The 19,887-nt window shown below is 65.7% G+C and carries 22 protein-coding genes; 11 read left to right on the plus strand and 11 right to left on the minus strand.

Annotated elements, in window-relative coordinates:
* Nucleotides 1–78 precede the first annotated feature (78 nt).
* Entirely contained in the window at nt 79–903 is an 825-nt protein-coding gene (locus tag ACQP2D_RS28500) for a class I SAM-dependent methyltransferase (protein WP_433678998.1), read from the plus strand.
* Between the two features lie 81 nt (nt 904–984).
* The gene (locus tag ACQP2D_RS28505; protein ID WP_433678999.1) at nt 985–1,176 is read left to right on the plus strand and encodes a hypothetical protein; all 192 of its coding nucleotides are present in this window, start codon (nt 985–987) and stop codon (nt 1,174–1,176) included.
* Nucleotides 1,177–1,200: 24 nt separating this feature from the next.
* Here the strand turns inward: ACQP2D_RS28505 and ACQP2D_RS28510 are convergent, their stop codons facing one another.
* Nucleotides 1,201–2,376 (minus strand): ROK family protein, encoded by a 1,176-nt coding sequence (locus tag ACQP2D_RS28510; RefSeq protein ID WP_433679000.1) that lies wholly within the window; start codon nt 2,374–2,376, stop codon nt 1,201–1,203.
* A 108-nt stretch (nt 2,377–2,484) separates the two neighbouring features.
* Here ACQP2D_RS28510 and ACQP2D_RS28515 point away from each other — a divergent pair, with 108 nt between their 5' ends.
* The 3 genes from ACQP2D_RS28515 to ACQP2D_RS28525 are packed head-to-tail and all read left to right on the plus strand — an operon-like array spanning nt 2,485 to nt 5,506.
* Nucleotides 2,485–3,561 carry a sugar ABC transporter substrate-binding protein gene (locus tag ACQP2D_RS28515; protein WP_433679001.1) on the plus strand — a complete coding sequence of 359 codons (1,077 nt, stop codon included), beginning with the start codon at nt 2,485–2,487 and terminating at the stop codon, nt 3,559–3,561.
* Nucleotides 3,558–4,295 (plus strand): ATP-binding cassette domain-containing protein, encoded by a 738-nt coding sequence (locus tag ACQP2D_RS28520; protein ID WP_433679002.1) that lies wholly within the window; start codon nt 3,558–3,560, stop codon nt 4,293–4,295. Before ACQP2D_RS28515 ends, ACQP2D_RS28520 begins: the two co-directional genes overlap by 4 nt.
* Nucleotides 4,292–5,506 (plus strand): sugar ABC transporter permease, encoded by a 1,215-nt coding sequence (locus ACQP2D_RS28525; protein ID WP_433679003.1) that lies wholly within the window; start codon nt 4,292–4,294, stop codon nt 5,504–5,506. The genes ACQP2D_RS28520 and ACQP2D_RS28525 overlap by 4 nt, the downstream gene beginning before the upstream one ends.
* A 2-nt stretch (nt 5,507–5,508) precedes the next feature.
* On the opposite strand, the gene ACQP2D_RS28530 is transcribed toward ACQP2D_RS28525, so the two are convergent.
* On the minus strand, nt 5,509–5,907 hold the full coding sequence (locus tag ACQP2D_RS28530) for a hypothetical protein (protein ID WP_433679004.1): 399 nt from the start codon (nt 5,905–5,907) through the stop codon (nt 5,509–5,511).
* A 215-nt stretch (nt 5,908–6,122) separates the two neighbouring features.
* Between ACQP2D_RS28530 and ACQP2D_RS28535 the strand changes: the two genes are divergently transcribed.
* Nucleotides 6,123–6,974 (plus strand): alpha/beta fold hydrolase, encoded by an 852-nt coding sequence (locus tag ACQP2D_RS28535; protein WP_433679005.1) that lies wholly within the window; start codon nt 6,123–6,125, stop codon nt 6,972–6,974.
* Nucleotides 6,975–6,983: 9 nt separating this feature from the next.
* Here ACQP2D_RS28535 and ACQP2D_RS28540 read toward each other — a convergent pair whose 3' ends face one another.
* Entirely contained in the window at nt 6,984–7,394 is a 411-nt protein-coding gene (locus tag ACQP2D_RS28540) for a VOC family protein (protein WP_433679006.1), read from the minus strand.
* Between the two features lie 22 nt (nt 7,395–7,416).
* On the minus strand, nt 7,417–8,643 hold the full coding sequence (locus tag ACQP2D_RS28545) for an FAD-dependent monooxygenase (RefSeq protein WP_433679007.1): 1,227 nt from the start codon (nt 8,641–8,643) through the stop codon (nt 7,417–7,419).
* Nucleotides 8,644–8,734: 91 nt separating this feature from the next.
* Between ACQP2D_RS28545 and ACQP2D_RS28550 the strand changes: the two genes are divergently transcribed.
* The 3 genes from ACQP2D_RS28550 to ACQP2D_RS28560 all read left to right on the plus strand — a co-directional run bounded on the left by ACQP2D_RS28550 (nt 8,735) and on the right by ACQP2D_RS28560 (nt 11,329).
* Nucleotides 8,735–9,478, plus strand: coding sequence for a TetR family transcriptional regulator (locus tag ACQP2D_RS28550; RefSeq protein WP_433679008.1), 744 nt, complete (start codon nt 8,735–8,737; stop codon nt 9,476–9,478).
* Nucleotides 9,479–9,698: 220 nt separating this feature from the next.
* Nucleotides 9,699–10,325 (plus strand): LysE family translocator, encoded by a 627-nt coding sequence (locus ACQP2D_RS28555; RefSeq protein ID WP_433679009.1) that lies wholly within the window; start codon nt 9,699–9,701, stop codon nt 10,323–10,325.
* A 59-nt stretch (nt 10,326–10,384) separates the two neighbouring features.
* A complete protein-coding gene (locus tag ACQP2D_RS28560) occupies nt 10,385–11,329 on the plus strand; it encodes a hypothetical protein (RefSeq protein ID WP_433679010.1) in 945 nt (314 codons plus the stop codon).
* Between the two features lie 13 nt (nt 11,330–11,342).
* On the opposite strand, the gene ACQP2D_RS28565 is transcribed toward ACQP2D_RS28560, so the two are convergent.
* From ACQP2D_RS28565 to ACQP2D_RS28590, 6 genes are read right to left on the minus strand one after another with little or no spacing between them, the layout of a single operon-like run.
* Complete coding sequence (locus ACQP2D_RS28565) at nt 11,343–12,563, minus strand: cytochrome P450 family protein (protein ID WP_433679011.1); 1,221 nt, start codon at nt 12,561–12,563, stop codon at nt 11,343–11,345.
* A gap of 10 nt (nt 12,564–12,573) precedes the next feature.
* Nucleotides 12,574–13,818, minus strand: coding sequence for a cytochrome P450 (locus ACQP2D_RS28570; protein ID WP_433679012.1), 1,245 nt, complete (start codon nt 13,816–13,818; stop codon nt 12,574–12,576).
* 8 nt (nt 13,819–13,826) lie between these two features.
* A complete protein-coding gene (locus tag ACQP2D_RS28575; protein WP_433679013.1) occupies nt 13,827–14,432 on the minus strand; it encodes a GTP-binding protein in 606 nt (201 codons plus the stop codon).
* Nucleotides 14,407–14,757, minus strand: coding sequence for a DUF742 domain-containing protein (locus ACQP2D_RS28580; RefSeq protein WP_354951071.1), 351 nt, complete (start codon nt 14,755–14,757; stop codon nt 14,407–14,409). The genes ACQP2D_RS28575 and ACQP2D_RS28580 overlap by 26 nt, the downstream gene beginning before the upstream one ends.
* Complete coding sequence (locus ACQP2D_RS28585) at nt 14,754–15,182, minus strand: roadblock/LC7 domain-containing protein (protein WP_354951073.1); 429 nt, start codon at nt 15,180–15,182, stop codon at nt 14,754–14,756. Before ACQP2D_RS28585 ends, ACQP2D_RS28580 begins: the two co-directional genes overlap by 4 nt.
* Nucleotides 15,182–16,612, minus strand: coding sequence for a sensor histidine kinase (locus ACQP2D_RS28590; RefSeq protein WP_433679014.1), 1,431 nt, complete (start codon nt 16,610–16,612; stop codon nt 15,182–15,184). The genes ACQP2D_RS28585 and ACQP2D_RS28590 overlap by 1 nt, the downstream gene beginning before the upstream one ends.
* A gap of 464 nt (nt 16,613–17,076) precedes the next feature.
* Here ACQP2D_RS28590 and ACQP2D_RS28595 point away from each other — a divergent pair, with 464 nt between their 5' ends.
* Nucleotides 17,077–17,508, plus strand: a complete 432-nt coding sequence (locus tag ACQP2D_RS28595; protein WP_433679015.1) for a type II toxin-antitoxin system Rv0910 family toxin — start codon at nt 17,077–17,079, stop codon at nt 17,506–17,508.
* Between the two features lie 14 nt (nt 17,509–17,522).
* Entirely contained in the window at nt 17,523–18,308 is a 786-nt protein-coding gene (locus tag ACQP2D_RS28600; RefSeq protein ID WP_433679016.1) for an alpha/beta fold hydrolase, read from the plus strand.
* A gap of 42 nt (nt 18,309–18,350) precedes the next feature.
* On the opposite strand, the gene ACQP2D_RS28605 is transcribed toward ACQP2D_RS28600, so the two are convergent.
* Nucleotides 18,351–19,886 (minus strand): DHA2 family efflux MFS transporter permease subunit, encoded by a 1,536-nt coding sequence (locus ACQP2D_RS28605; RefSeq protein WP_433679017.1) that lies wholly within the window; start codon nt 19,884–19,886, stop codon nt 18,351–18,353.
* Between the last annotated feature and the right edge of the window lies 1 nt (nt 19,887).

Below are 19,887 nucleotides of genomic sequence, written 5' to 3' on the forward strand. Positions count from 1 at the left end.
ATTCAGTGAACCGCGCTACTCCAAGTAGCGTGCCAAAATTTCCCAAGGGATTCCTGTGAATCGCAATACGATGGCGCGGTGAGTATCGATGAAGGCCTGGATCCGCTGCTGGTGAATCGGGGTAATTGGGACGCGCGCGCCCCGATCCACGCGTCCAGCGGGTTCTATCGCGATCACGATTCGTCGTATTGGTTCGCCCCCTTCGAATGGGACATCCTCGGCGACGTGCGCGACCGCGACGTACTGCATCTACAGTGCCATCTCGGCACCGAAACGGTCGAATTCGCCAAACGCGGGGCGCGCGCGGTCGGTCTCGACTTCTCCCCCGCATCCATCCGGCACGCCCGCGAACTCGCGGCGAACACCGTCGAGTACGTCTGCGCCGATGTGTACGACGCGCCGAATGCGGTGGGGCACCGGCAATTCGACATCGTCTACACCGGCAAGGGCGCGCTGTGCTACCTGCCCGATCTGGCCGGGTGGGCGAACGTACTCGCCGAACTACTTCGCCCGGGCGGGCTGGTCTATCTCGTCGAATTCCACCCGCTGCTGCACGCACTCGGCCCCACCCCGCCGGCCCACGTCGATCCGGATTCGCTTGTCCTGCACGATGATTACCTCGCGGGCCGGGGCGCACAACGCCGCGACAGCGACCACACCTACACCGACGGTCCGGCACTGACCACCGACACCACGGCCTACGAATGGCGCCACGGTCTCGGCGAGGTGATCAGCGCCCTGATCGGCGCCGGTCTGCGGATCACCGATCTCACCGAAACCGAGATGTTGCCGTGGCCGCGCTGGTCCCGCATGATCCGAACCGACAACGACTGGTTCCGACTACCGCCCACCGACCCGATTCTCCCGTTGCTGTACGGATTGGCGGCCACCAAACCGGCCTAGCCATGCCGTATCCCACCGCTTTGCTACACGATAGCCACTGCGAAATTTACACTGCGACGATCCACATCGAGGGAGCGTCGAGTGTCCACTACCGTTCGGGTTTTGTTCGTTGTCGTCGCCGTGCTCGTCGGCATCATCGTCGCGGTGATATCCGGAATCCTGTCCAAGGTCAGCGGGTCGCCCGCGGGCATCGTGATCCGCGACGGCGGCGTAGCCTTCGCCGGTACCACAGGCCTGACCCTGCTACTACTGAAGGCCATCGGGGTGCTGTGATCGCCCCCGAGGCCATCTCCCACATCACCCGCCCTGCGCGCGCCGATCGAAGAGCCGGTCCCGCGCGATATCGAGCGCGCGCGAGACCGCACCGCTGAGCACACCGTCATCGCCGAGCGTGCTGGCGACAATGCGCGGACGCAGCGGCCCGAGTTCGGCCATGCGCCGGGCGATCGAGTCGCCGAGCAGGTCGACATTGTGGCCGATACCGCCGCCGAGCACGACGAGTTCCGGGTCCAGAATCGCCGCGACCGCGGTGATGAGCGCACCGATCCGGCGCCCCTCGGCCTCGACCACCGAGCGCGCCCGTACCTCACCCGCCGCGGCCGCCGCGAAGATGTCCTTCGCCGAGGCCGGACTCAGCCCGGCCTGCCGCGCGGTACGGGTGACGCCGCCCGCGGCGGCCACCGTTTCGGTCATCCCGCGGTGGCGGGTGTCATCGGGTGCCGAGTCGACCTCGGTGGCGGGTAGGAACGAGACCTCGCCGGCGGCGCCGGTGCTGCCGACGTAGAGCTCGCCATTGATCACGATGCCCATGCCGACGCCGGTGCCGATCGAGACCAGCACGAAGTTGCGCACGCCCACACCCGCGCCGTAGGTGAGCTCCCCGACGGCCGCGAGATTGATGTCGTTCTCGATCGCCGATTCGACTTCGAGCGCATCGCGCAACTGTCCGACGAGTCCGGACCGGCCCCAACCGGGCAGATTCGGGACGTAGTCGAGCCGACCGGTGTCGGCGTTGAGCACACCCGGACTGCCGATCACCGCGTAATCCACTGCCGCCCAATCCATTCCGGCGTCATCGGCGACCTTGTGCGCCAGCGTGCGGACCCGGCGCACCAAGTCGACGGCCGAGCGGGCCGAATTGCGGATATCGCGGCGGGCGATGAATTCACCGCGCAGATCGGCGATCGCGAGCCGGACCCAGTGGCGGCCGATATCGACCCCGGCCACCACACCGGCTCGCACATTCACGTCGTAGATTGCCGTCGTCGGACCCGGCCGACCGCTCAGCGAGCCGACGAGCCGCACCAATCCGGCCTCCTCCAGGCCCGAAAGCGCCGCCGAGACCGTGGGTTTGGACAGTCCGCTCGCCTTGGCCAGCTCGCCGCGCGAGGACGGTCCGTGCAGCCGGAGGTGGTCGAGCAGCAGCCGCTCGTTCATTGTGCGCAGCAATTGGGGATTGCCGACCCTACTCACTGATCCTCCTCCGTGTAACCACTGGACACCCCGTGATTAGTAAACTACCTTTCTTATCAACGCTCAACCGGGCGCACCTTTCAATTCCCTCTCGGCACGGTGATTCTCATGCGTCGAATTCTGCTCATCACCGCGGCGGCAGCCGCATTCGTCCTGGCGGCGGGCTGTAGCTCCGGCACCGTCGATGCGAAGTCGGGCGGCGACAACCCGACGATCGCGCTCCTGCTCCCGGAATCCAAGACCACCCGCTACGAGGCCTTCGACCGGCCGCTGTTCGAAGCGAAGACCGAACAGCTGTGCGCGAGTTGCCGGGTGCTCTACTTCAATGCCGATCAGGATGCGGCCAAGCAGCAGGGCCAGTTCGAATCCGCGCTCACCCAGGGCGCCGATGTCATCGTGCTCGACGCGGTGAACGCCGATGCCGTTGCGCCACAGGTCAATCAGGCCAAGCAGAAGAAGATCCCGGTGATCGCCTACGACCGGCTGATCTCCGGCATCGGCTACGAGTACTACGTCTCCTTCGACAATGTGAAAGTCGGCCGGGTGCAGGGTGAGGCTCTGCTGGCCGAGCTGACCAAGCGCGGCACCGCCGACAAGGGGCAGGTGGTGATGATCAACGGTGCGCCGACCGATCCGAGTGCGGGCGACTACAAACAGGGCGCACACCAGGCACTGGATGGAAAGGTGAAGGTCGCCAGGGAATTCGACACTCCCGACTGGTCGCCGGACAAGGCGCAGCAGGAGATGGAACAGGCGATCACCGCACTCGGCAAGGATGCCATCGTCGGTGTCTACTCGGCCAATGACGGTATGGCCAGCGGTGTGATCGCGGCCCTGAAGCGGGCGGGCTATGCGACGCTGCCGCCGCTGACCGGTCAGGACGGCGAACTCACCGCGGTACAGCGGATCCTGACCGGCGAGCAGACGATGACCATCTATCTCAACTACCGTGCCCAAGCCGAACAGGCGGCCGAACTCGCGGTCGCGTTGGGCAAGGGCGAAAAGCCCCCGGCCCCAGCGACAACCGATAACGGCTCGGCGAAGGTCCCATCGTTCCTGCTGGACGCGATCGCGGTGAGCAAGGACAACCTGAAGGACACCATCGTCAAGGACGGCCTCTACTCCGTCGCCGAGATCTGCACGCCCGACGTCGCGGCGGCATGCCAGGCCGCGGGACTCAAATGAGTACGGCAACAACGGTTCTGGCCGCACGCGGCATCGTCAAGCGCTATGGTGCGGTACAGGCATTGGCCGGTGCCGATCTCGAGGTGCGGGCCGGTGAAGTGGTCGCGCTCGTCGGCGATAACGGCGCGGGCAAATCGACGCTGGTGAAGGTGATCTCCGGGGCAATCGTCGCCGATGAGGGGGAGATCACCTTCGCCGGGGCCCCGGTTCGGATCACCCGGCCCCAGGATGCGCAGGCGCTCGGGATCACCACGGTATTCCAGGATCTCGCACTGTGCGACAACCTCGATGTGGTCGCCAATCTCCATCTCGGCACGGAGACAAGAACTTTGAGTGTGCTCTCCGAAATCGCGATGGAGCGCGGCGCGCGGGATCTGCTGCGGTCGCTGGATGTGAAGATCAAGGATGTGCGGGCCCCGGTGTCCGCGCTCTCGGGTGGGCAGCGGCAGTCGGTCGCGATCGCCAGAGCGCTGCTCGGGCAGCCCAAGATGGTGATCCTCGACGAACCGACCGCGGCGCTCGGCGTCGAACAGACCGCGCAGGTGCTCGCGCTGATCGGCCGCCTGCGCGAGCACGGCCTCGCGGTGCTGCTGATATCGCACAATCTGGTCGATGTTCGGACCGTCAGCGATCGCGTCGTCGTCTTGCGTCTGGGCCGCAATTCCGGCGAGTTCGAGACCGCGCAGGCCAGTCAAGAGGCCATCGTCGCCGCGATCACAGGGGCCGTTCGATGAGTGAGCTCGCCATGAAACAACCTGCACTGCAAGGAAATCCGCTGCGCGGATGGGCCGATGCGGCGGCGGACCGACTGCGCCGCGGTGATGTCGGCTCCTTCCCGGTCGCGGTCGGACTCGTCATCATCGCGGTGGTGTTCAACCGGCTCAACGCGCACTTCCTGTCCGCGGAGAATCTCACCAACCTCGCCTTGCAGATGGCCGCGACCGGCACCATCGCACTCGGCATCGTACTGGTGCTGCTGCTCGGCGAGATCGACCTGTCCGCCGGATCGGTCAGCGGGCTGACGGCCGTGGTGATGACGCAACTATATGTGCACCATGGCTGGAATCCGGTGGTCGCGGCGCTCGCGGCACTCGCGGTCGGGGCGGCGATCGGGCTGCTGCACGGGGTGATGCGGACCCAGCTGAGCATGCCGTCGTTCGTGGTGACGCTGGCCGGATTGATCGGCTGGCAGGGACTGATGCTGTATCTGCTCGGCAAGCAAGGGACCGTCAATCTGCCGTTCGATCGCGGGATCGCGACGATCAGTGATACCTGGCTGCCGCCGTGGCTGGCATGGCTGCTCGTGGCACTGCTCGCGGGCGGGCACCTGGTCGCGAGTGGGCTCACTCGGCGGCAACGGGCCCGCGCCGAGCTGGCGGTATCGGCTCCGGGTTGGATCGCGGCGCGGTCTGGTGCGCTGGCACTGCTGCTGGCCGCCACCGTGGTGGTGCTGAATTCCGATCGCGGTGTGCCGCTGACCCTGGTGATCTTCGGCGGACTGGTACTGGCCGTCGATCTGGTGCTGCGGCGCACCGTCTTCGGTCGGCGTATTTACGCCGTCGGCGGCAATGCCGAGGCCGCGCGGCGCGCCGGAATCAATGTGACGTGGGTGCGCATTGCCGCATTCATCGGCTGTTCCGCGCTCGCGACGGTCGGCGGCATACTCGCGGCGTCTCGCCTGGTGGCCGTCAACCAGAGTTCGGGCGGCAGCGATATTCTGCTCAATGCCATCGCGGCGGCGGTCATCGGCGGCACCAGCCTCTTCGGCGGACGCGGGCGCGCCTATGCGGCGCTACTGGGAATCCTTGTCATCCAATCGATTACGAACGGCATGCTGCTGCTGAACGTCGACTCGTCGGTGCGTTTCATGGTCACCGGCACCGTGCTGGCCGTATCGGTCGCCATCGATTCGGTGGCCCGGCGCGGAGCCGAAGGGACCCGCTGAGTTCAGCTGCCGAAGACCAGGCAGGCGAAGCCGACGTGCACGCCGGTGCCGACTCGGACGTCCACCGTCGCGATGGGCGTGACGTCCGGGGCCTGGAGGGCGCTCAGCGTATGCGGGCCGGTGCTCTTGGGATACCAGGTGAACAGGGCGATGCCGCCGAGCGGGCGGACCACACCGAGCAGTGCGCCGTTGTCGTAGAACGAAACCGGCTCGGCCGCATTATCGACATAGGCCTCGGCGGTGGCCGCACAGTCGGTGCCGTAGTTGGTCGCCATGCCGTAGTTCGAATCCGGCATGACGCCCATCCGGGTCACGGCGGCACTCGCGTTCGGCGCGACGCCCGTCAGTGTGACGGCGGCGGCGCCGAACAGCGTGGCGATCGTGATCTTTCGGTGGCTCATGATTCGGTCCTCATGGTGCGGTGCCGGGGTGCGAGTTGCCAGCGGGTTGCACTGATCGTTACCCCATAGCGGCCGACGATATGCGCGAATCGCCCAGCGTTTCGCGATTATGTACCAGGCGGTTGGTTTCTATTGCGGTGCCTCCGCCCCGGCTTTACGCTCGTCCGCCCGTTCCCATGCTTTGCACAATCTAGAACGTGTTCTAACGTGATCTCATGGACGTGACATACGAAGGCACGAAGCGGGAACTCAGCACCGATCAGGGGGTGCTGCGCTACCACGAGGCGGGCGATGGACCGCCGCTCTTGCTGTTGCACGGGTCCGGGATCGGTGTGAACGGGTGGCGCAATTATCGTGGCAACCTCGCGGTCTTCGCCGAGCACTTCCACTGCTACATTCTCGAATTTCCGGGATTCGGCGTGAGCGATGCGGTGGACGGGCATCCCGTGCTCACCGCGGGCGCGGCGGTGCTGCGGTTCATGGAGGGACTCGGCATCGAATCGGCGGCCATGGTCGGCAACTCGATGGGTGGCGTGGTCGCGGCCAACCTGGCGATCCAGCATCCGCAGCGGGTCAGCAAGCTGGTCACCATCGGCGGTATCGGCCCGAATATCTTCAGCTCGAGCCCGAGTGAGGGGATTCGGCTGCTGCAGGAATTCGCCGACAAACCCGACCGGGACAAGCTGCTGCGCTGGTTGCGGAGCATGGTCTACGACCCCGCGGTGATCACCGATGAGATCATCGAGGAACGCTGGGAGGCCGCGCAGCATCCGGATACCCAGAAGACTGCCGCGATGATGTACGGCTCGGCGGCCTGGGCCATGCAGCAGAAGTTCCTGGCGAACTCGAACACTCCGCCGTATTGGTCGATGCTGCACAAGGTGCAGTGCCCGACGCTGCTGACCTGGGGTCTCGACGACCGCGTGAGCCCGCCGGATATGGCGCTCGTGCCGATGCGGCTGATCCCCAATGCGGAACTGCACGTCTTTCCGAACAGCGGACACTGGGTCATGATCGAGGCCAAGGCGGCATTCGAACGCGCCACCCTGGAATTTCTGCGCCGCTGAGTCGCGGCCTCAGTCGTCCGCCGGGTAGACCGCGATCTCGACCAGGTTGCCATCCAGGTCGCGGCAGTAGTGCGAGATCATCTCACCGAGCGCACCGGATTTGGTGACCGGACCGCTGGTGATCTCAACTCCGCAGTCCAGCAAATGATCTCGCACCTGCTGCGGCGAGGCCTGGGTGATGAAGCACAGATCCTGCGACCCCGCCGCTTCGGTGCGAGCCGTCACCCAATTCGGGTCGTGCGCGAGGGCGCCGACCGGTCGCAGGTTGATCTTCTGATTGCCGAAGGACAGCGCGGTCCGGCCGGTCGGACCGAACTTCGCCACCCGCATGCCGAGGACCTGCGCGTACCACGCCGCGGTCGCCTCGACATCGGCACAGTTGATAACAATGTGGTCGAATCGCTCGACTGAGAACCCCATACTCGGGCACCCTACGCCGGTTCTATCGCGAGCAGCCTGTCGTGCTGGGTGAAAGAGGCTGTGTCCGTGGGTAATCCGGCAGCGGGTCGCTCGTCTTCGGTGCCATGATGCGTTCCATACCCGCCATGGATTCCAGTACGGACAGCCGAGTGAGGGCGTTGCGAATCGCCATACCCGGGCGGGTCTTGGGCACCATGAGCCGAAGATTCGGTCCGATTTGCTGTTTGCGGTCGACCAGTGCCCGATGGCTCTGCTCGTAGTCGTGAAAGCCTCGAGGGTGATCGCCGTTCACGGCGGCGAGGGCACCGGCGAGCCGGTACGCACCGACGAGGGCCAGTTCGGCACCGGCTCCGGAGGCGGGTGAAGCGCAATAGGCGGCGTCACCGACCAGGGCGATACGTCCGGTCGACCAGGACGTCATATGGACCTGGCCGAGCGAGTCGAAATACAACTCGGGATCGGCCAGTGCACCATCGAGCAGTGCTGGCACGTTCCACGCGGATTCGTTGCCGAACCGGTCGGCCAGTACCGCGCGGGCGGCCGCCGCATCACGCGGATCGAGGTCGAGCAGTGGGCTGCGAAACATGAAGTAGGCCTTGGCCTGTGCGTGATTTCCGGAACGGTAGATTCCGGCCATCGCACCCGGTGTGTTGTACACGGTGACCCAGCGGTCGGGTCCGAGGGTCGCATCGGCATTGCCGAAGGCGAAGTAGTGGTCCAGATGGCGGACGAAATCCCGCTCGGGGCCGAAGGCCAGCCGCCGGACGGTCGAATGCAGGCCGTCCGCACCGATGACCAGGTCGAACCGCCGTCGCGTGCCGTGCTCGAAGGTGACGGTGACACCGTCGTCGTCCTGGTCGAGCGCCTGGATCGAATCACCGAAAAGGTATTCCACGCCGGTATTGCTGTCGTGCAGGATCCGGACGAGATCGCCGCGCATGATCTCCACCTCGGCGCTGTCGTACTTGTCCTTGATCTTCTGCATATCCACGCGGGCGATCGCATCGCCGGTGACGTTCACGAACTGCATGCCGGTGACGTCGGCGGCGGCCGACCGGATCTGCGACATGATGCCCATGCGCTCGGCGACCTCGATCGCCTGATCGCGCACATCCACCCCTTGGCCGCCAACCCGCAGGCTGGCTGCCCGTTCGACGACTGTCGGCCGGAAGCCGTGTCGCGCAAGCCAATACGCCAGTGACTGCCCGGCGATGCTCGCACCCGAGATCAAAATCCGCTCGTTCCGCACTGTCCACTCCCTGTCTCGAAATCAACTGACCGTTGGTCAGTGACCATACGGCGCTGACCGCTGGTCAGTCAAGGGGGTAGGATCGGTCGCCATGGCCGACGATTCGCGTGTCCGCATCCTGGTGTCCGCGCTGGACCTGTTCGCCGCGCGCGGATACCACGCGGTCTCCGTGCGCGAAATCGCCGAGCGCGTCGGGCTGACGAAAACCGCAGTGCTGTATCACTTCCCGAGTAAGAGCGATATCGTCGCCGCACTCGTGGAGCCCCTGCTGGTCGACAGCGAGGCAGTGCTCGAAGCGGCGGGCCACCAGCGCGATGCGCGGACGCGATGCTGGGCGGTGGTGGAAGGACTGCTCGACGTATGGCTCGCACACGGCCGGCTGTTGCGAATGCAGATGCAGGACCAGGCGCTATCCAATGATGAGGCGACCTTCGCGCGATTGCGGACCATCGCACTGTCCGCGCAGGACCTGATCGCCGGACCCGAAGCCGATTTCACCACCAGAGTCCGTGCCGCGCAGGTCTACGCGGCACTCAGCGACCCCGTGGTCATCTTTGCCGACCGCCCGACCGGCGAGCTCCGCGCGGCCGTCCTCGATGGCGCCCGGCGCCTACTCGGCGCCCCGGCCACCCATCACGCCCCCGCCCACCGACCTCCACCGATCCCGGACTCCCCCGCCCACCCGATCCGCCGCGGCCGCCCAGGCGCAATGACCACCGAAATGGTCGAATCCGCCCGCCACATGCGCGATTCCGGCCGCCCCATCGACGAAATCGCCGCCGAATTCGCCATATCCCGCGCCACCCTCTACCGCCACCTCGGTAAGCACAACTAATTATGAGAATAATTTCGAGACAAGACCTCGAGATGTTGGGGTAGGTCGAGCCACGCCGGCTCAGGCGAGACACGCCGGGTCCAGTAGACCCTGGCACGACGGTCCGTCCGACCTCATGGAGCGCAAACGATCAGTCGATCGGGCGGCGCCCCGGTCTGCTCAGCCGACCGGCACAGTCGGACGGGCTACGCATCCGGCGCCGGGTTCCTAGACTGGCGGGATGATGTCGACTGCGCAGGTGCTGGCGCTCGGTGGGGTGATGCTGGTGGGGGCGATGTCGCCGGGGCCGGATTTTGTGATCGTGACGCGCAATGCGGCGGTTTCGGGGCGGCGGGTGGGGGTTGCCAGTGCGGTGGGGATCGCGTTGGGGGTGTTCGTGTGGTCGATGGTGACGGCAGTGGGAGTCGCGGGGGTGTTGGCCGCATCGGCGGTGATATTTACCGTGCTCGAGCTCGTCGGTGCTGGGTATCTGGCGGTGCTCGGGTTGCGGGCGCTGTTGGCCGCGCGGCGGGGGGACTATCCGGTCGAGATGCCGGAGTTGAAATCGCATGGCACGGTTCACGCATTCCGCCAGGGACTGCTGTGCAATCTGCTGAACCCCAAGGTGGCGGTCTTCTTCATCGCCTTGCTGCCGCAGTTCCTGCCCGCCGAGCCCAGCACACTGGACACCCTCGAGTTGGGCATTGTGACGGCAACCGTCTGCCTGGCCTGGTTCTCGCTGCTCGCAGTCGGAGTCGGCGCACTGCGCCACGTGCTGGGTCGCCGCTCCGTCCGCCGCGCGATCGACGCCACCATGGGCACGTTCATGGTCGCCCTCGGCATCCGAATCGCCGTGCAGAGCAACTGAAGCCGGGCCAGTTGCGCATAAGCCCCATGAGCCACGGATCGGGCGACTAATCTGCCGCCATGGCAGTTACGTGGCCGGATGATATCGACGATGTCCTGCGTGGTGACCTCACCGCTGGATTGGCCTACATCACTCCGGCGGGTGGGGCGGTGGTGACCGCGGTGTCACCGATCGGGTTGCGGGATCGGGAGTCGGGGACGGTCGGGTTCACGACCTCACTCGGATTCGGCCGCAAGCTGGATCGGATGAAACGGGAACCGAAGGTGGCGTTGGCGTATCACGCGCGTGAACACGGGTTGGGCGATCCGGCCAACCAACGCTTCGTCGTGGTGCAGGGTCTGGCGACCTTCGACGCCGAGCCCGATCAGGCCGCCCTGGACCGGATCGGTGAGCAGGCCACGCCGTATCTGGGCGCACCGCGACGCGGACGATTCTGGGATCGCTGGCTCAGTGCGTATTACACCGACCGCGTACTGGTGACGGTCACGGTCACCCGGATCATCGCATGGCCGAACCCGGACGCGACCGGCGAACCGGAGGTATACGGCGAACCGCTACCCGATGCCGCAGATGCCCAGCAGCCGCCCGCGAAAGGCACCGGCCCACGGGTGGACAGCGCCAAGGCCGCGGCGAGCGCCGCGAAACTGCCGCATTGTCTGCTCGCCTATCGCCAGTCCGACGGCTATCCGGCCGTGCTCCCGGTGCAGGTCGGCGCTTCGAGTTCGGCGGGCATAAGCCTCACGGTCCCCACCGGAGTCGCCCAGGGCGGTCGCCGCGCGGGTCTGCTCGCGCATACCTATCGCCCACAACTCGTCGGGCTCGAATGCCGCCAGCACACCGGCTGGATCGAAGTCGACAGCACCGACGCGACCTACGCCCCGCACACTCGATCCGGATTCATCGCACCACCGAACAAGACACTGCTGTTGCTGGCCAATGGCTTCATGGCCCGCCGAGGACTGGCCCAGGCCCGAAAGCAGGGCCGCCTCGACGCCTTGCGGTGACTCGTACCGGTGACTACGTCAACGTCACCGGCAGCCTGGCGTGCCCATTGGAGATGAAGCTGACCACGCTGCCCAACTCGGACCGATCCGCCGCCAGCCGCATATTCGGAAACCGTGAAAAGATCGCGGGCAACGACACCAGCGCCTCGAGCCGAGCCAGCGGCGCACCGAGACAATGGTGCGCACCGTACCCGAAAGCCAAGTGCTCCTTATTGTCTCGGGCCACATCGAACAGATCGGCGGTGTCACCGTGAACCTTCGGATCACGGTTGGCGGCCGCGTACGAGGCGAGAATCGGCTCCCCCTTGGCGATATGCACTCCGTCGACCTCGAGGTCATCGACCGCGAACCGCAGCGGAAGATGCGCTACCGGCGCCTCCACCCGCAATGCCTCCTCGACCACATCGGCCCAGGTCGCCCGCTCCTCGACCACGGCGGCACGCTGCTCCGGATTGGTCAGCAGCGCGAAGATCGCCTGGTCGAGCAGGTTGACCGTGGTCTCATGCCCGGCACTGATGACGAGCAGCAACGTATCGATCAACTCCTGCTCGGTGAGCTGTGATCCGTCGTCCTCGTCGCGATGCGAGATCAGCAGACTGGTCATATCGTCGCCGGGATTGTCGCGCCGATACGCCACCAATTCACCGAGAATGCGATACATCTCCATGTAGTTGGCCTGCGACTGCTCCGGACCGAGCGAGGTGTCGAAAATACCGTCGACGCATGTGCGCAGGCCCGGATTGAGTTCTTCGGGCACGCCCATCAATTCCGAGATGACCTGAATCGGCAGCGGATATGCGAAAGCCTCACGCAGATCGACCGATTCGCCCGCGGGTATCGTCGCGAGTCCGGCGAGCAGTTCCTCGGTGATCCGCTCGATCTGCCCGCGCATCGCCTCGGTGCGTCGGTGGGTGAACGCGGGCGCGACCAGCTTGCGCAGCCGCTTGTGGTCCGCACCGTACGCGGTGAACATATTGTTGACCGCGACCCACAGGAAAAGCGGCCAGTCCTGCGGAATCTCGCCATTGATGAATGCCGGCCAATGTTGGCTCGCGTCCTTCGACACCCGCGGATCGACCAGCAACTTCTTCAGCAGCCCCGCATCCGTTATCGACCGGGCCCGCACACCGCCGGGCAGTTCCACCAGCGCCACCGGCCCGCGCTCGCGCAGGCGCGCCGATTCGCCCTGGATATCGGTTCCCGCCGGATCCAGGGTAATAGGGTGTTGATCCACAGAAATCTCCTTAAAGCATGGCTAGCGGAGGGGATTTGGGGAAAGTGACAGGTAGGGATACCAGGGCCCGATGGAAAGGCCCCGGCCGCCAGGTGAGTTCTTCGGGCGTTGTCGCCAAACGCATTTCGGGAAGTGCGTCGAGCAGTTGGTCGATGGCGTCCTGGACGACCAGATAGGCGACCGACCGCGCCGGGCAGGCGTGCGGTCCCACGCTCCAAGCCAGATGCGAACGGTTGGGCCCGAATTCGCTCACCCCGATGGCTGGGTCATTATTGCACCCGGACATGCTGATGACGACCGGTTGCTGCGCGGGTAGCCAGACATCGTCGATCAGGATCGGCTGTCTGGGGTAGGAGACGCAGTAGTTCGCCATCGGCGGGTCGGTGAACAACACTTCGTCGAGTGCGTCGCGGGTCGACATGCTGCCGCCGTGCACGTTGCCCGCGAACCGGTCGTCGGTCATCATCAGCAGCAGCGTATTGGTGATCAGATTCTGCTGTGGTTCGATGCCCGCGCCGTAGAGGGTGACGAGCTGGTGGATCATCTCCACATCCGTGAGCTCGGCGGAATGTGCGAGCAGACGCGAGGTGACATCGTCGCCCGGGGTCGTGCGTTTGAGGGTGACGAGATCGAACAGCGCGTCGGTGAGCATCGCATTGCCCTTATCGGCATTCACCCCCTCGAAGATCGCCGCCATCCCGCTGGCGACCTGCTGGCCGATCTCCGCCGGGCAGCCGAGCATCACATTGAGCACCTGGAAGGTGAGCGGAAATGCGTACTGGCTGATCAGATCCGCAGCACCGTCGCCGCAGAAGGCATTGATCAGCGGGACGGCGGCCTCTTCGACGATGGCGTGCATGGCGTGCAGATCGACCTCGCCGAGGCTCGCGACATTCGCCTGCCGATATCGCAAATGCTCCAATCCCGCACTGCGCAGCGCATTCGGGCGCCACTCCAGCATCGGCAGGACCGGACATTCGCCGGGAATATGCTGCTGCCAGGTGCGCGGATCGGCCGGAAAGTGGTCTGGATCATTGAGTATTCGCACGGCGGTGTGATAACCGATCACCAAAGTGGCCGGCACACCGGGCGATAGGTCCACCGGCACCAATGATCCGTACTGGCGGCGCATTTCGCGGTATGCCCGGTGCGGATCGGCGGCGAACTCCTCGGAATAGAGCGCCACCCGCGGGCCATCGGAATCGATCGGCGACCCGAGGGCGACCGGGCGGGGGTGGGTTCGATCAGGCTGCAATGCGATGACTATCTCCGGGATTCCTGCCGATGGAATAGGAATTCGACAAGAGTGATCAGCGAGCGCAGGCAGGTACTGCGCTCCCGAGCGTCGAGTGAGGTCAGCGGGGTATCCGGTGCGAGATCCAGCGCATCGCGGATCTCCTCGAGCGGATACCGCTTGGCGCCCTCGAACTGGTTGACCGCCACCGAATACGCCACACCGCGCTCCTCCAGGACCGAGAGCACCTCATCGGCCTTCTCGATGCGCCGGGTGTCCACCAGGACAAGCGCGCCGAGCGCACCGCGGGCCAACTCCTCCCAGAGCGGGACGAAGCGCCGCTGCCCCGGCGTACCGAACAGGTACAGCGCGAGTGTCGGATTCAGCGTGATGCGCCCGAAGTCCATGGCCACGGTGGTCTCGGTTTTGCCGGGCAGTCCGGCCATATCGTCGACGCCGACACTTGCCTCGGTGATCGTCTCCTCGGTGCGCAGCGGCCGGATCTCGGAGACGCTGTTCACGAACGTCGTTTTGCCAACGCCGAAATTGCCTGCTACCAGGAGCTTTACCGACCGCGTCACGGTCTCCGGCACGTAGTCGACATTGCGCTCAGGCCGGGAGAGCACGGAGCCCATTGAGTACCTCCTCGAGCAGGGTGATCTCCGGCATGGTTTCGGCCGGGGTAGGAGTGGCCAGATGTTCGCTGTCCAGCAGATCGGCAACGACGATCTTCACCACGGACGGCGGCAGGTCTAGATATGCGGCGATTTCCGCAATGGACAGCGCGCTGCGACGGCTGCAGAGGTTCAGCACTTGGCGCGCGTCGGGTGTCGCGCCAGGTGCCGGGTCCTTGGCGGCGACGACGAGGGTGACCAGGTCCAGCTCACGACTGGGACGGATTCGTCCCCCGGTGCGCACATAGGCCCGGACCAGGTCGGGGTCTCGCCGGGACCTGGTCATGAGGACAAGCCACCCTCAACTCTCCCACGCGGCTGGGCGCCTAACTCGTGCCCGACCCGCCCGGCGAGTTCGTTCATACGGTGCGCGACCAAGCCGATATCGGTTTCCGGCGTCGTCGAAACACCGAGCAGCGCACCGTCCCCCGCGGCGGTAATGAGGATCATGCCTTGGTCGTACTCGGTCATGTTCTGCCGCACGCCGTTATCGACACCGCCGCAGAACTCGCCGAGCGCCTTACCCAGCGAACGCAGACCCGAAGCGGCCGCGGCGAAACGCTCGGCGTCGTCCTTGGTAACACCGTCGGAGTGCGCGATCCGCAGTCCGTCGTCGGACAGCAGCACCGCGAACCGAACACCGGGCACATTGCTGAGATCCTCGAGTAGCCAACCCAGCCTATTGCTGCTGTCGGTCACCGGTGTGCTCATCAGGATGACATCCCTTCGCTGTTATCGGAGGCAGCAGCCTCACGGCCGCTCTTGGAACCCATCTGCCATGCGGAGGCGATCTCCGGGCGAGCCTGTCCCGCGTCGGATTCGGTGCCCGCATTGGCGGCCGGTACCGGTGCCACCGCTCTCCGGCGACGTTTGGGTAGGCCACCACTCGTGATCTCGTGCACAGCGAATTCCTCGTTCTCGGCGGGTTGTTCGCTCACCCCGGCCAAGACCGGAACCGGGGACAGTTCGAAGGGCTTCTCGTCGGCGCTCGCCACCGGGGCCGGCGCGGGCGCGACAGCGGGCGCGGCCGGTTCGGCGACGGTCCTGGGCGCGGTGACGAGCAACGCCTCGGGGATGTAGACCATCGCCCGCATGCCGCCGTAGATGTTCGGGCCATCGATGTAGACGGTGAACCCGTAGCGCCGCGCCAGTGCCGCGATGCCGGGGAAGCCGACGCGCGGTGACGGACCGAGCTGGTGGATGTCGATCGGGCGCTCGTTGGCGAGCACCTGCCTGGCCTCTTCCATCTGCTCGGCGTTCATCCGCACACCGGCGTCGTCGATGATGACGGTGACGCCGTGGTGGCCCTCCTGGAAGCTCACATCGACGAAAGACGTTGGCGGGGAGTAGCGCAGCGCGTTGTCGAGCAGGGTCGCCAAGGTGTGCACCAGCGGCTCCACCGCACGGCTGATCACGATGCGGTCGAGTTGGGCAGGGCGCACCCGCAGGTAGTCGCGAACACGGCCGATCGCACCACCGACGACATCGGTGAGCGACTGCGCGGGCCAGCGCCGACCCGGCAGACCACCACAGACGATCACATACGACTGGGCCTGCCGCAGCATCTGCTGCACGGTGTGGTCGATGCGGGTGAGGGTGGCGTAGACCTCGTCATCGCGGTGCTCGCGCAGCGCGGCGCTCACCACCTGACTGACATCGGCGCCGAGGCTGACCACGGAGGTACCGAAGGAGCGCACCGCCGCACTGGTCGCCGCCCGCGAGGCGGACTCCACCTCGGCACGGGTGGCTTCCTGGGTCGTCTGGACCACCTGCTGGGCCTTGTCATCGGCCTCGCGGACGACCTGCTCGTGCGTCTCGGACTGCACGACCCGTAGATCATCGGCGAAGCGCTCGGAGATCCACTGCAGGCACTGGGCGAAGCGGGAATTCTCCAGCCCGGTCGGCACCTCGATCGCCGACACCGGCGCCTCGAACCGGCGCACCGCCTCGGACATCGCCGGAAGAGTCTTACCGGCGAAGTGCTCGAGGATCTCCTCGTGCGCGCGGCTCTCTCTACTGAGAGTCTCGGCTCTGGTCCGTTGTTGTTTCGCGTATTGCGCTATATACACCGCCGCCGCCACGGCAATAATGAGAGCGGGGGCGAGGATCCATGAAAGCACCACGGCGATATCTTGATTCATCAGCTCTCTCGTCGTTGCGACAGCCGGTGTCACAGCGGTTTGTTTCGCCTTTCTCGCGACGCCGACCAGGAATAACACTCGTCGAATGCGGCCACGTCGGCGTACCGGAGCACTTTGCGGCCACGACCGCACGCGCACCAGTACCGCCCCAGAGTGCCCACAGGGCAAGTGATTCCGGGGAATCACCGACCGAACGGATCGAGCCGAGCCGACTGCCCAGCACCCGACGACCCGCCCACAGTAGCAGCATCGCAGCGAAGTCTCTCTCGATCCGAAAACCACATTTCGATTCCTCGAACTGCCAGCGCCCCCGGGCATTTCACACGCCGCCCGTGCGGATCACTTGGCCTGCACGAATTTCGTCCACGCGGCGCGCCGCACCGACGCCGTGGTAGCCGAACGCTATCGCCGATATCGCGTGTGCCCGCGTATGGCGAACCGCGGGTACCGGATACCATGCGCGCATGGCAAAGCTGAAGGTGTCCGTCGATGTGCCGATCGCCCCGCAGGAGGCCTGGTCGCATACCTCCAATTTGAACGAGCTCGACAAGTGGCTCACCATGCACGAGGCGTGGCGCAACGAGGTGCCCGCCGAACTCACCGTAGGCACCGAGCTCATCGGCGTCGCCTCGGTCAAGGGGTTGCGCAATCGGGTGACCTGGACCGTCAAGGCCGCCGAACCGCCGCGGCGACTGGCATTGAGCGGCGCGGGCAAGGGCGGCACCAAGTTCAAGCTCGAACTGCTCGTCGACCCGAAGGGCGCGGGCTCGCAAGTCACCGTCGATATCGACCTGGGCGGCGCGCCGCTGTTCGGGCCGATCGGTTCCGGCGTCGCCCGTGCGCTCAAGGGTGATATCGAGCGCTCGCTGGAGCGGTTCGTCGCACTCTACGGCTGAAGGGAGTCCGGACCGTGCCGCATGCCAAGGCCGCGGATGGCGCGCGGATCGCGTATCAGACCGCCGGTGTCGGCTCGCCGCTGCTCTTGCTCGGCGGACAGTCGAACAACCACCACTGGTGGGACGGGATCCGCACGGATTTCGAGACCGCGTATCGCACCGTCTCGCTGGACTATCGCGGCACCGGTGACAGCGATAAGCCGGATATCCGGTACAGCACCATGGGATTCGCCGAGGATGCCATCGCGGTGCTCGACGATCTCGGCATGGACAGGGTTGCGGTATACGGAACGTCGATGGGCGGGCGGGTCGCGCAGTGGCTGGCCGCGCGATTTCCGGATCGGGTCCATACGCTGGTGCTCGGCTGCACTTCGCCGGGTGGTCGGCACGCGGTGGAACGTGGCGCCGAGGTCCGAAAGTCGCTGGCCGGGGTCGATTCGGCGGCGGTACGGCAGGCGCTGCTGGAACTGATGTACACGCCCAGGTATCTGGCGAGCGCATCCGGCCCGTTCAATACCCTCGGCGATCCGGAGATGCCCGCCTACGCCAAACGCAGGCATCTCTACGCGAGCAATAGGCACGACGCATGGGATGTGCTGCCGGATATCGCGGTTCCCACACTGGTCGTGCACGGGACCGACGACCGGTTCAATCCCGCGGCGAACGCGCCGCTGTTGGTGGAGCGCATCCCGGGCGCTCGGCTCGCATTGATCCCGGGCGCGCGGCACGCCTATTTCGACGAATTCCGCGACACCGCAAGCCCCCTCGTGCTGGAGTTTCTGCGCGCGGCCCAGCAGTAGCTCCGAGTTCGCCTGACGCCCAGGCGAACTCGGAGCCCACGGCTAATGAACCAGTGCCGCTGCCTCCGCTGCCGCATCCGCCTTCGGCTTGGTGCGCGGTAGGAACGACGCGGGAATCAGCGTCAGCACGATGATTACCAGCGCCACGATGTAGGTGTGGCTGAATGCCGACGCGGCCTGGCTCAATCCCGTATCGACCGCACCCGGCGGCAGGTGGGCCGCGATCGATGGATCGTAATTCGACGCGATCGCGGGTTTGGCGAATGTTTGCCGGTTCAGCAGGCTGCTCAGCACCACCGACATCGTCGCGGTGCCGATCGATCCGGCCGACTGGTTGATGATGTTCATCAGCGTCGAACCGCGGGCCACCTGCTGGTGGGTCAGCGTCTGGATCGCCGCGGTCATGATCGGCATCATGGTGCAGCCCATGCCGAGTCCCATGACGAACAATGCGCCGAGCATGAACGGATACGACGTATCCGCCTTCAGTTGCACGAAGAACACCGCGCCGAGCGAGATCAGCGAGAGGCCGGTCATCACGATCTTGCCGGGACCGATCTTGTCGACGAGTCGGCCCGCGATCGGCATGGTCAACATCGCGCCGAGGCCCTGCGGCGCCATCAGCAGACCGGCCGCCATGGCCGTCTCACCGCGCACCTGCTGCAGGTAGGTCGGCAGCAGCAGACCGGCGCCGAAGAACGCGGTCGCGAACAGCACCATGGTGAGCACCGCGAAGGTCAGCGACCGGTTGCGGAACAGATGCAAATCGATCAGCGGATGTTCGATACGCAGCGCGTGCAGCACGAACAGCACCATGAGCACCAGGCCGATGGCGGCGGGTATGAGCACCTTGGCCGCGATGACCGTGCCCTCACCCGGAATCGACGAAACACCGAACAGGAACAGCGCCAAACCGGGCGAGGCCAGCAGCATGCCGAGGAAATCGAAGGATTCCGACGGTTCCGGCTTGTCCGTGGGGAATACGACGAAGGCCAGGATCAGGGCGAGGACGCCGACCGGAACGTTGATCAGGAAGATCCACTTCCAGCCGTGGCTATCGATCAGCCAGCCGCCCAGGATCGGACCGCCGATCGGACCGAGCAGCATCGGCACACCGAGCACCGCCATCACCCGTCCGATCCGCTGCGGGCCCGCCGCATGGGTCATGATCGTCATGCCGAGCGGCATCAGCATGCCACCGCCCAGGCCCTGGACCACACGGAAGGCGATGAGCGATTCCATACTCCAGGCCTGGCTGCACAGCACCGAGCCGAGCACGAACAGTGTCAGCGCGAGCATGTACAACCGCTTGGTGCCGAATCGGTCCGCCGCCCATCCGGTGAGCGGAATGACGCTGGCCAGGGCCAGCGTGTAGCCGGTCATCGACCAGGCCGCGATCGCGGTGGTGGTGTGGAATTCGTTCTGGAACTTCGGGATCGCGACGGTCACCACGGTGATGTCGAGGATGGACATGATCGCGCCGAGCACGACCACCCCCGCCACCTTGAAGACCGCGAGATCGAGCTTGTCGGTCGCGGGATCCGCCCCCACCGACGCTGTATCCGGAGGATGTGTCACC

It is taken from the genome of Nocardia sp. CA-119907 (assembly GCF_050955995.1).
Taxonomy (GTDB): Bacteria; Actinomycetota; Actinomycetes; order Mycobacteriales; family Mycobacteriaceae; genus Nocardia.

Bases quoted from the DNA above. Each gene is read 5' to 3' on its own strand.
- ACQP2D_RS28520 (WP_433679002.1), top strand. From the start codon at position 3,558: ATGAGTACGGCAACAACGGTTCTGGCCGCACGCGGCATCGTCAAGCGC.
- ACQP2D_RS28585 (WP_354951073.1), bottom strand. From the start codon at position 15,182: ATGAGCACACCGGTGACCGACAGCAGCAATAGGCTGGGTTGGCTACTC.
- ACQP2D_RS28540 (WP_433679006.1), bottom strand. From the start codon at position 7,394: ATGGGGTTCTCAGTCGAGCGATTCGACCACATTGTTATCAACTGTGCC.
- ACQP2D_RS28530 (WP_433679004.1), bottom strand. From the start codon at position 5,907: ATGAGCCACCGAAAGATCACGATCGCCACGCTGTTCGGCGCCGCCGCC.
- ACQP2D_RS28535 (WP_433679005.1), top strand. From the start codon at position 6,123: ATGGACGTGACATACGAAGGCACGAAGCGGGAACTCAGCACCGATCAG.
- ACQP2D_RS28575 (WP_433679013.1), bottom strand. From the start codon at position 14,432: ATGGGCTCCGTGCTCTCCCGGCCTGAGCGCAATGTCGACTACGTGCCG.
- ACQP2D_RS28590 (WP_433679014.1), bottom strand. From the start codon at position 16,612: ATGAATCAAGATATCGCCGTGGTGCTTTCATGGATCCTCGCCCCCGCT.
- ACQP2D_RS28515 (WP_433679001.1), top strand. From the start codon at position 2,485: ATGCGTCGAATTCTGCTCATCACCGCGGCGGCAGCCGCATTCGTCCTG.
- ACQP2D_RS28580 (WP_354951071.1), bottom strand. From the start codon at position 14,757: ATGACCAGGTCCCGGCGAGACCCCGACCTGGTCCGGGCCTATGTGCGC.
- ACQP2D_RS28595 (WP_433679015.1), top strand. From the start codon at position 17,077: ATGGCAAAGCTGAAGGTGTCCGTCGATGTGCCGATCGCCCCGCAGGAG.
- ACQP2D_RS28550 (WP_433679008.1), top strand. From the start codon at position 8,735: ATGGCCGACGATTCGCGTGTCCGCATCCTGGTGTCCGCGCTGGACCTG.
- ACQP2D_RS28555 (WP_433679009.1), top strand. From the start codon at position 9,699: ATGATGTCGACTGCGCAGGTGCTGGCGCTCGGTGGGGTGATGCTGGTG.
- ACQP2D_RS28560 (WP_433679010.1), top strand. From the start codon at position 10,385: ATGGCAGTTACGTGGCCGGATGATATCGACGATGTCCTGCGTGGTGAC.
- ACQP2D_RS28525 (WP_433679003.1), top strand. From the start codon at position 4,292: ATGAGTGAGCTCGCCATGAAACAACCTGCACTGCAAGGAAATCCGCTG.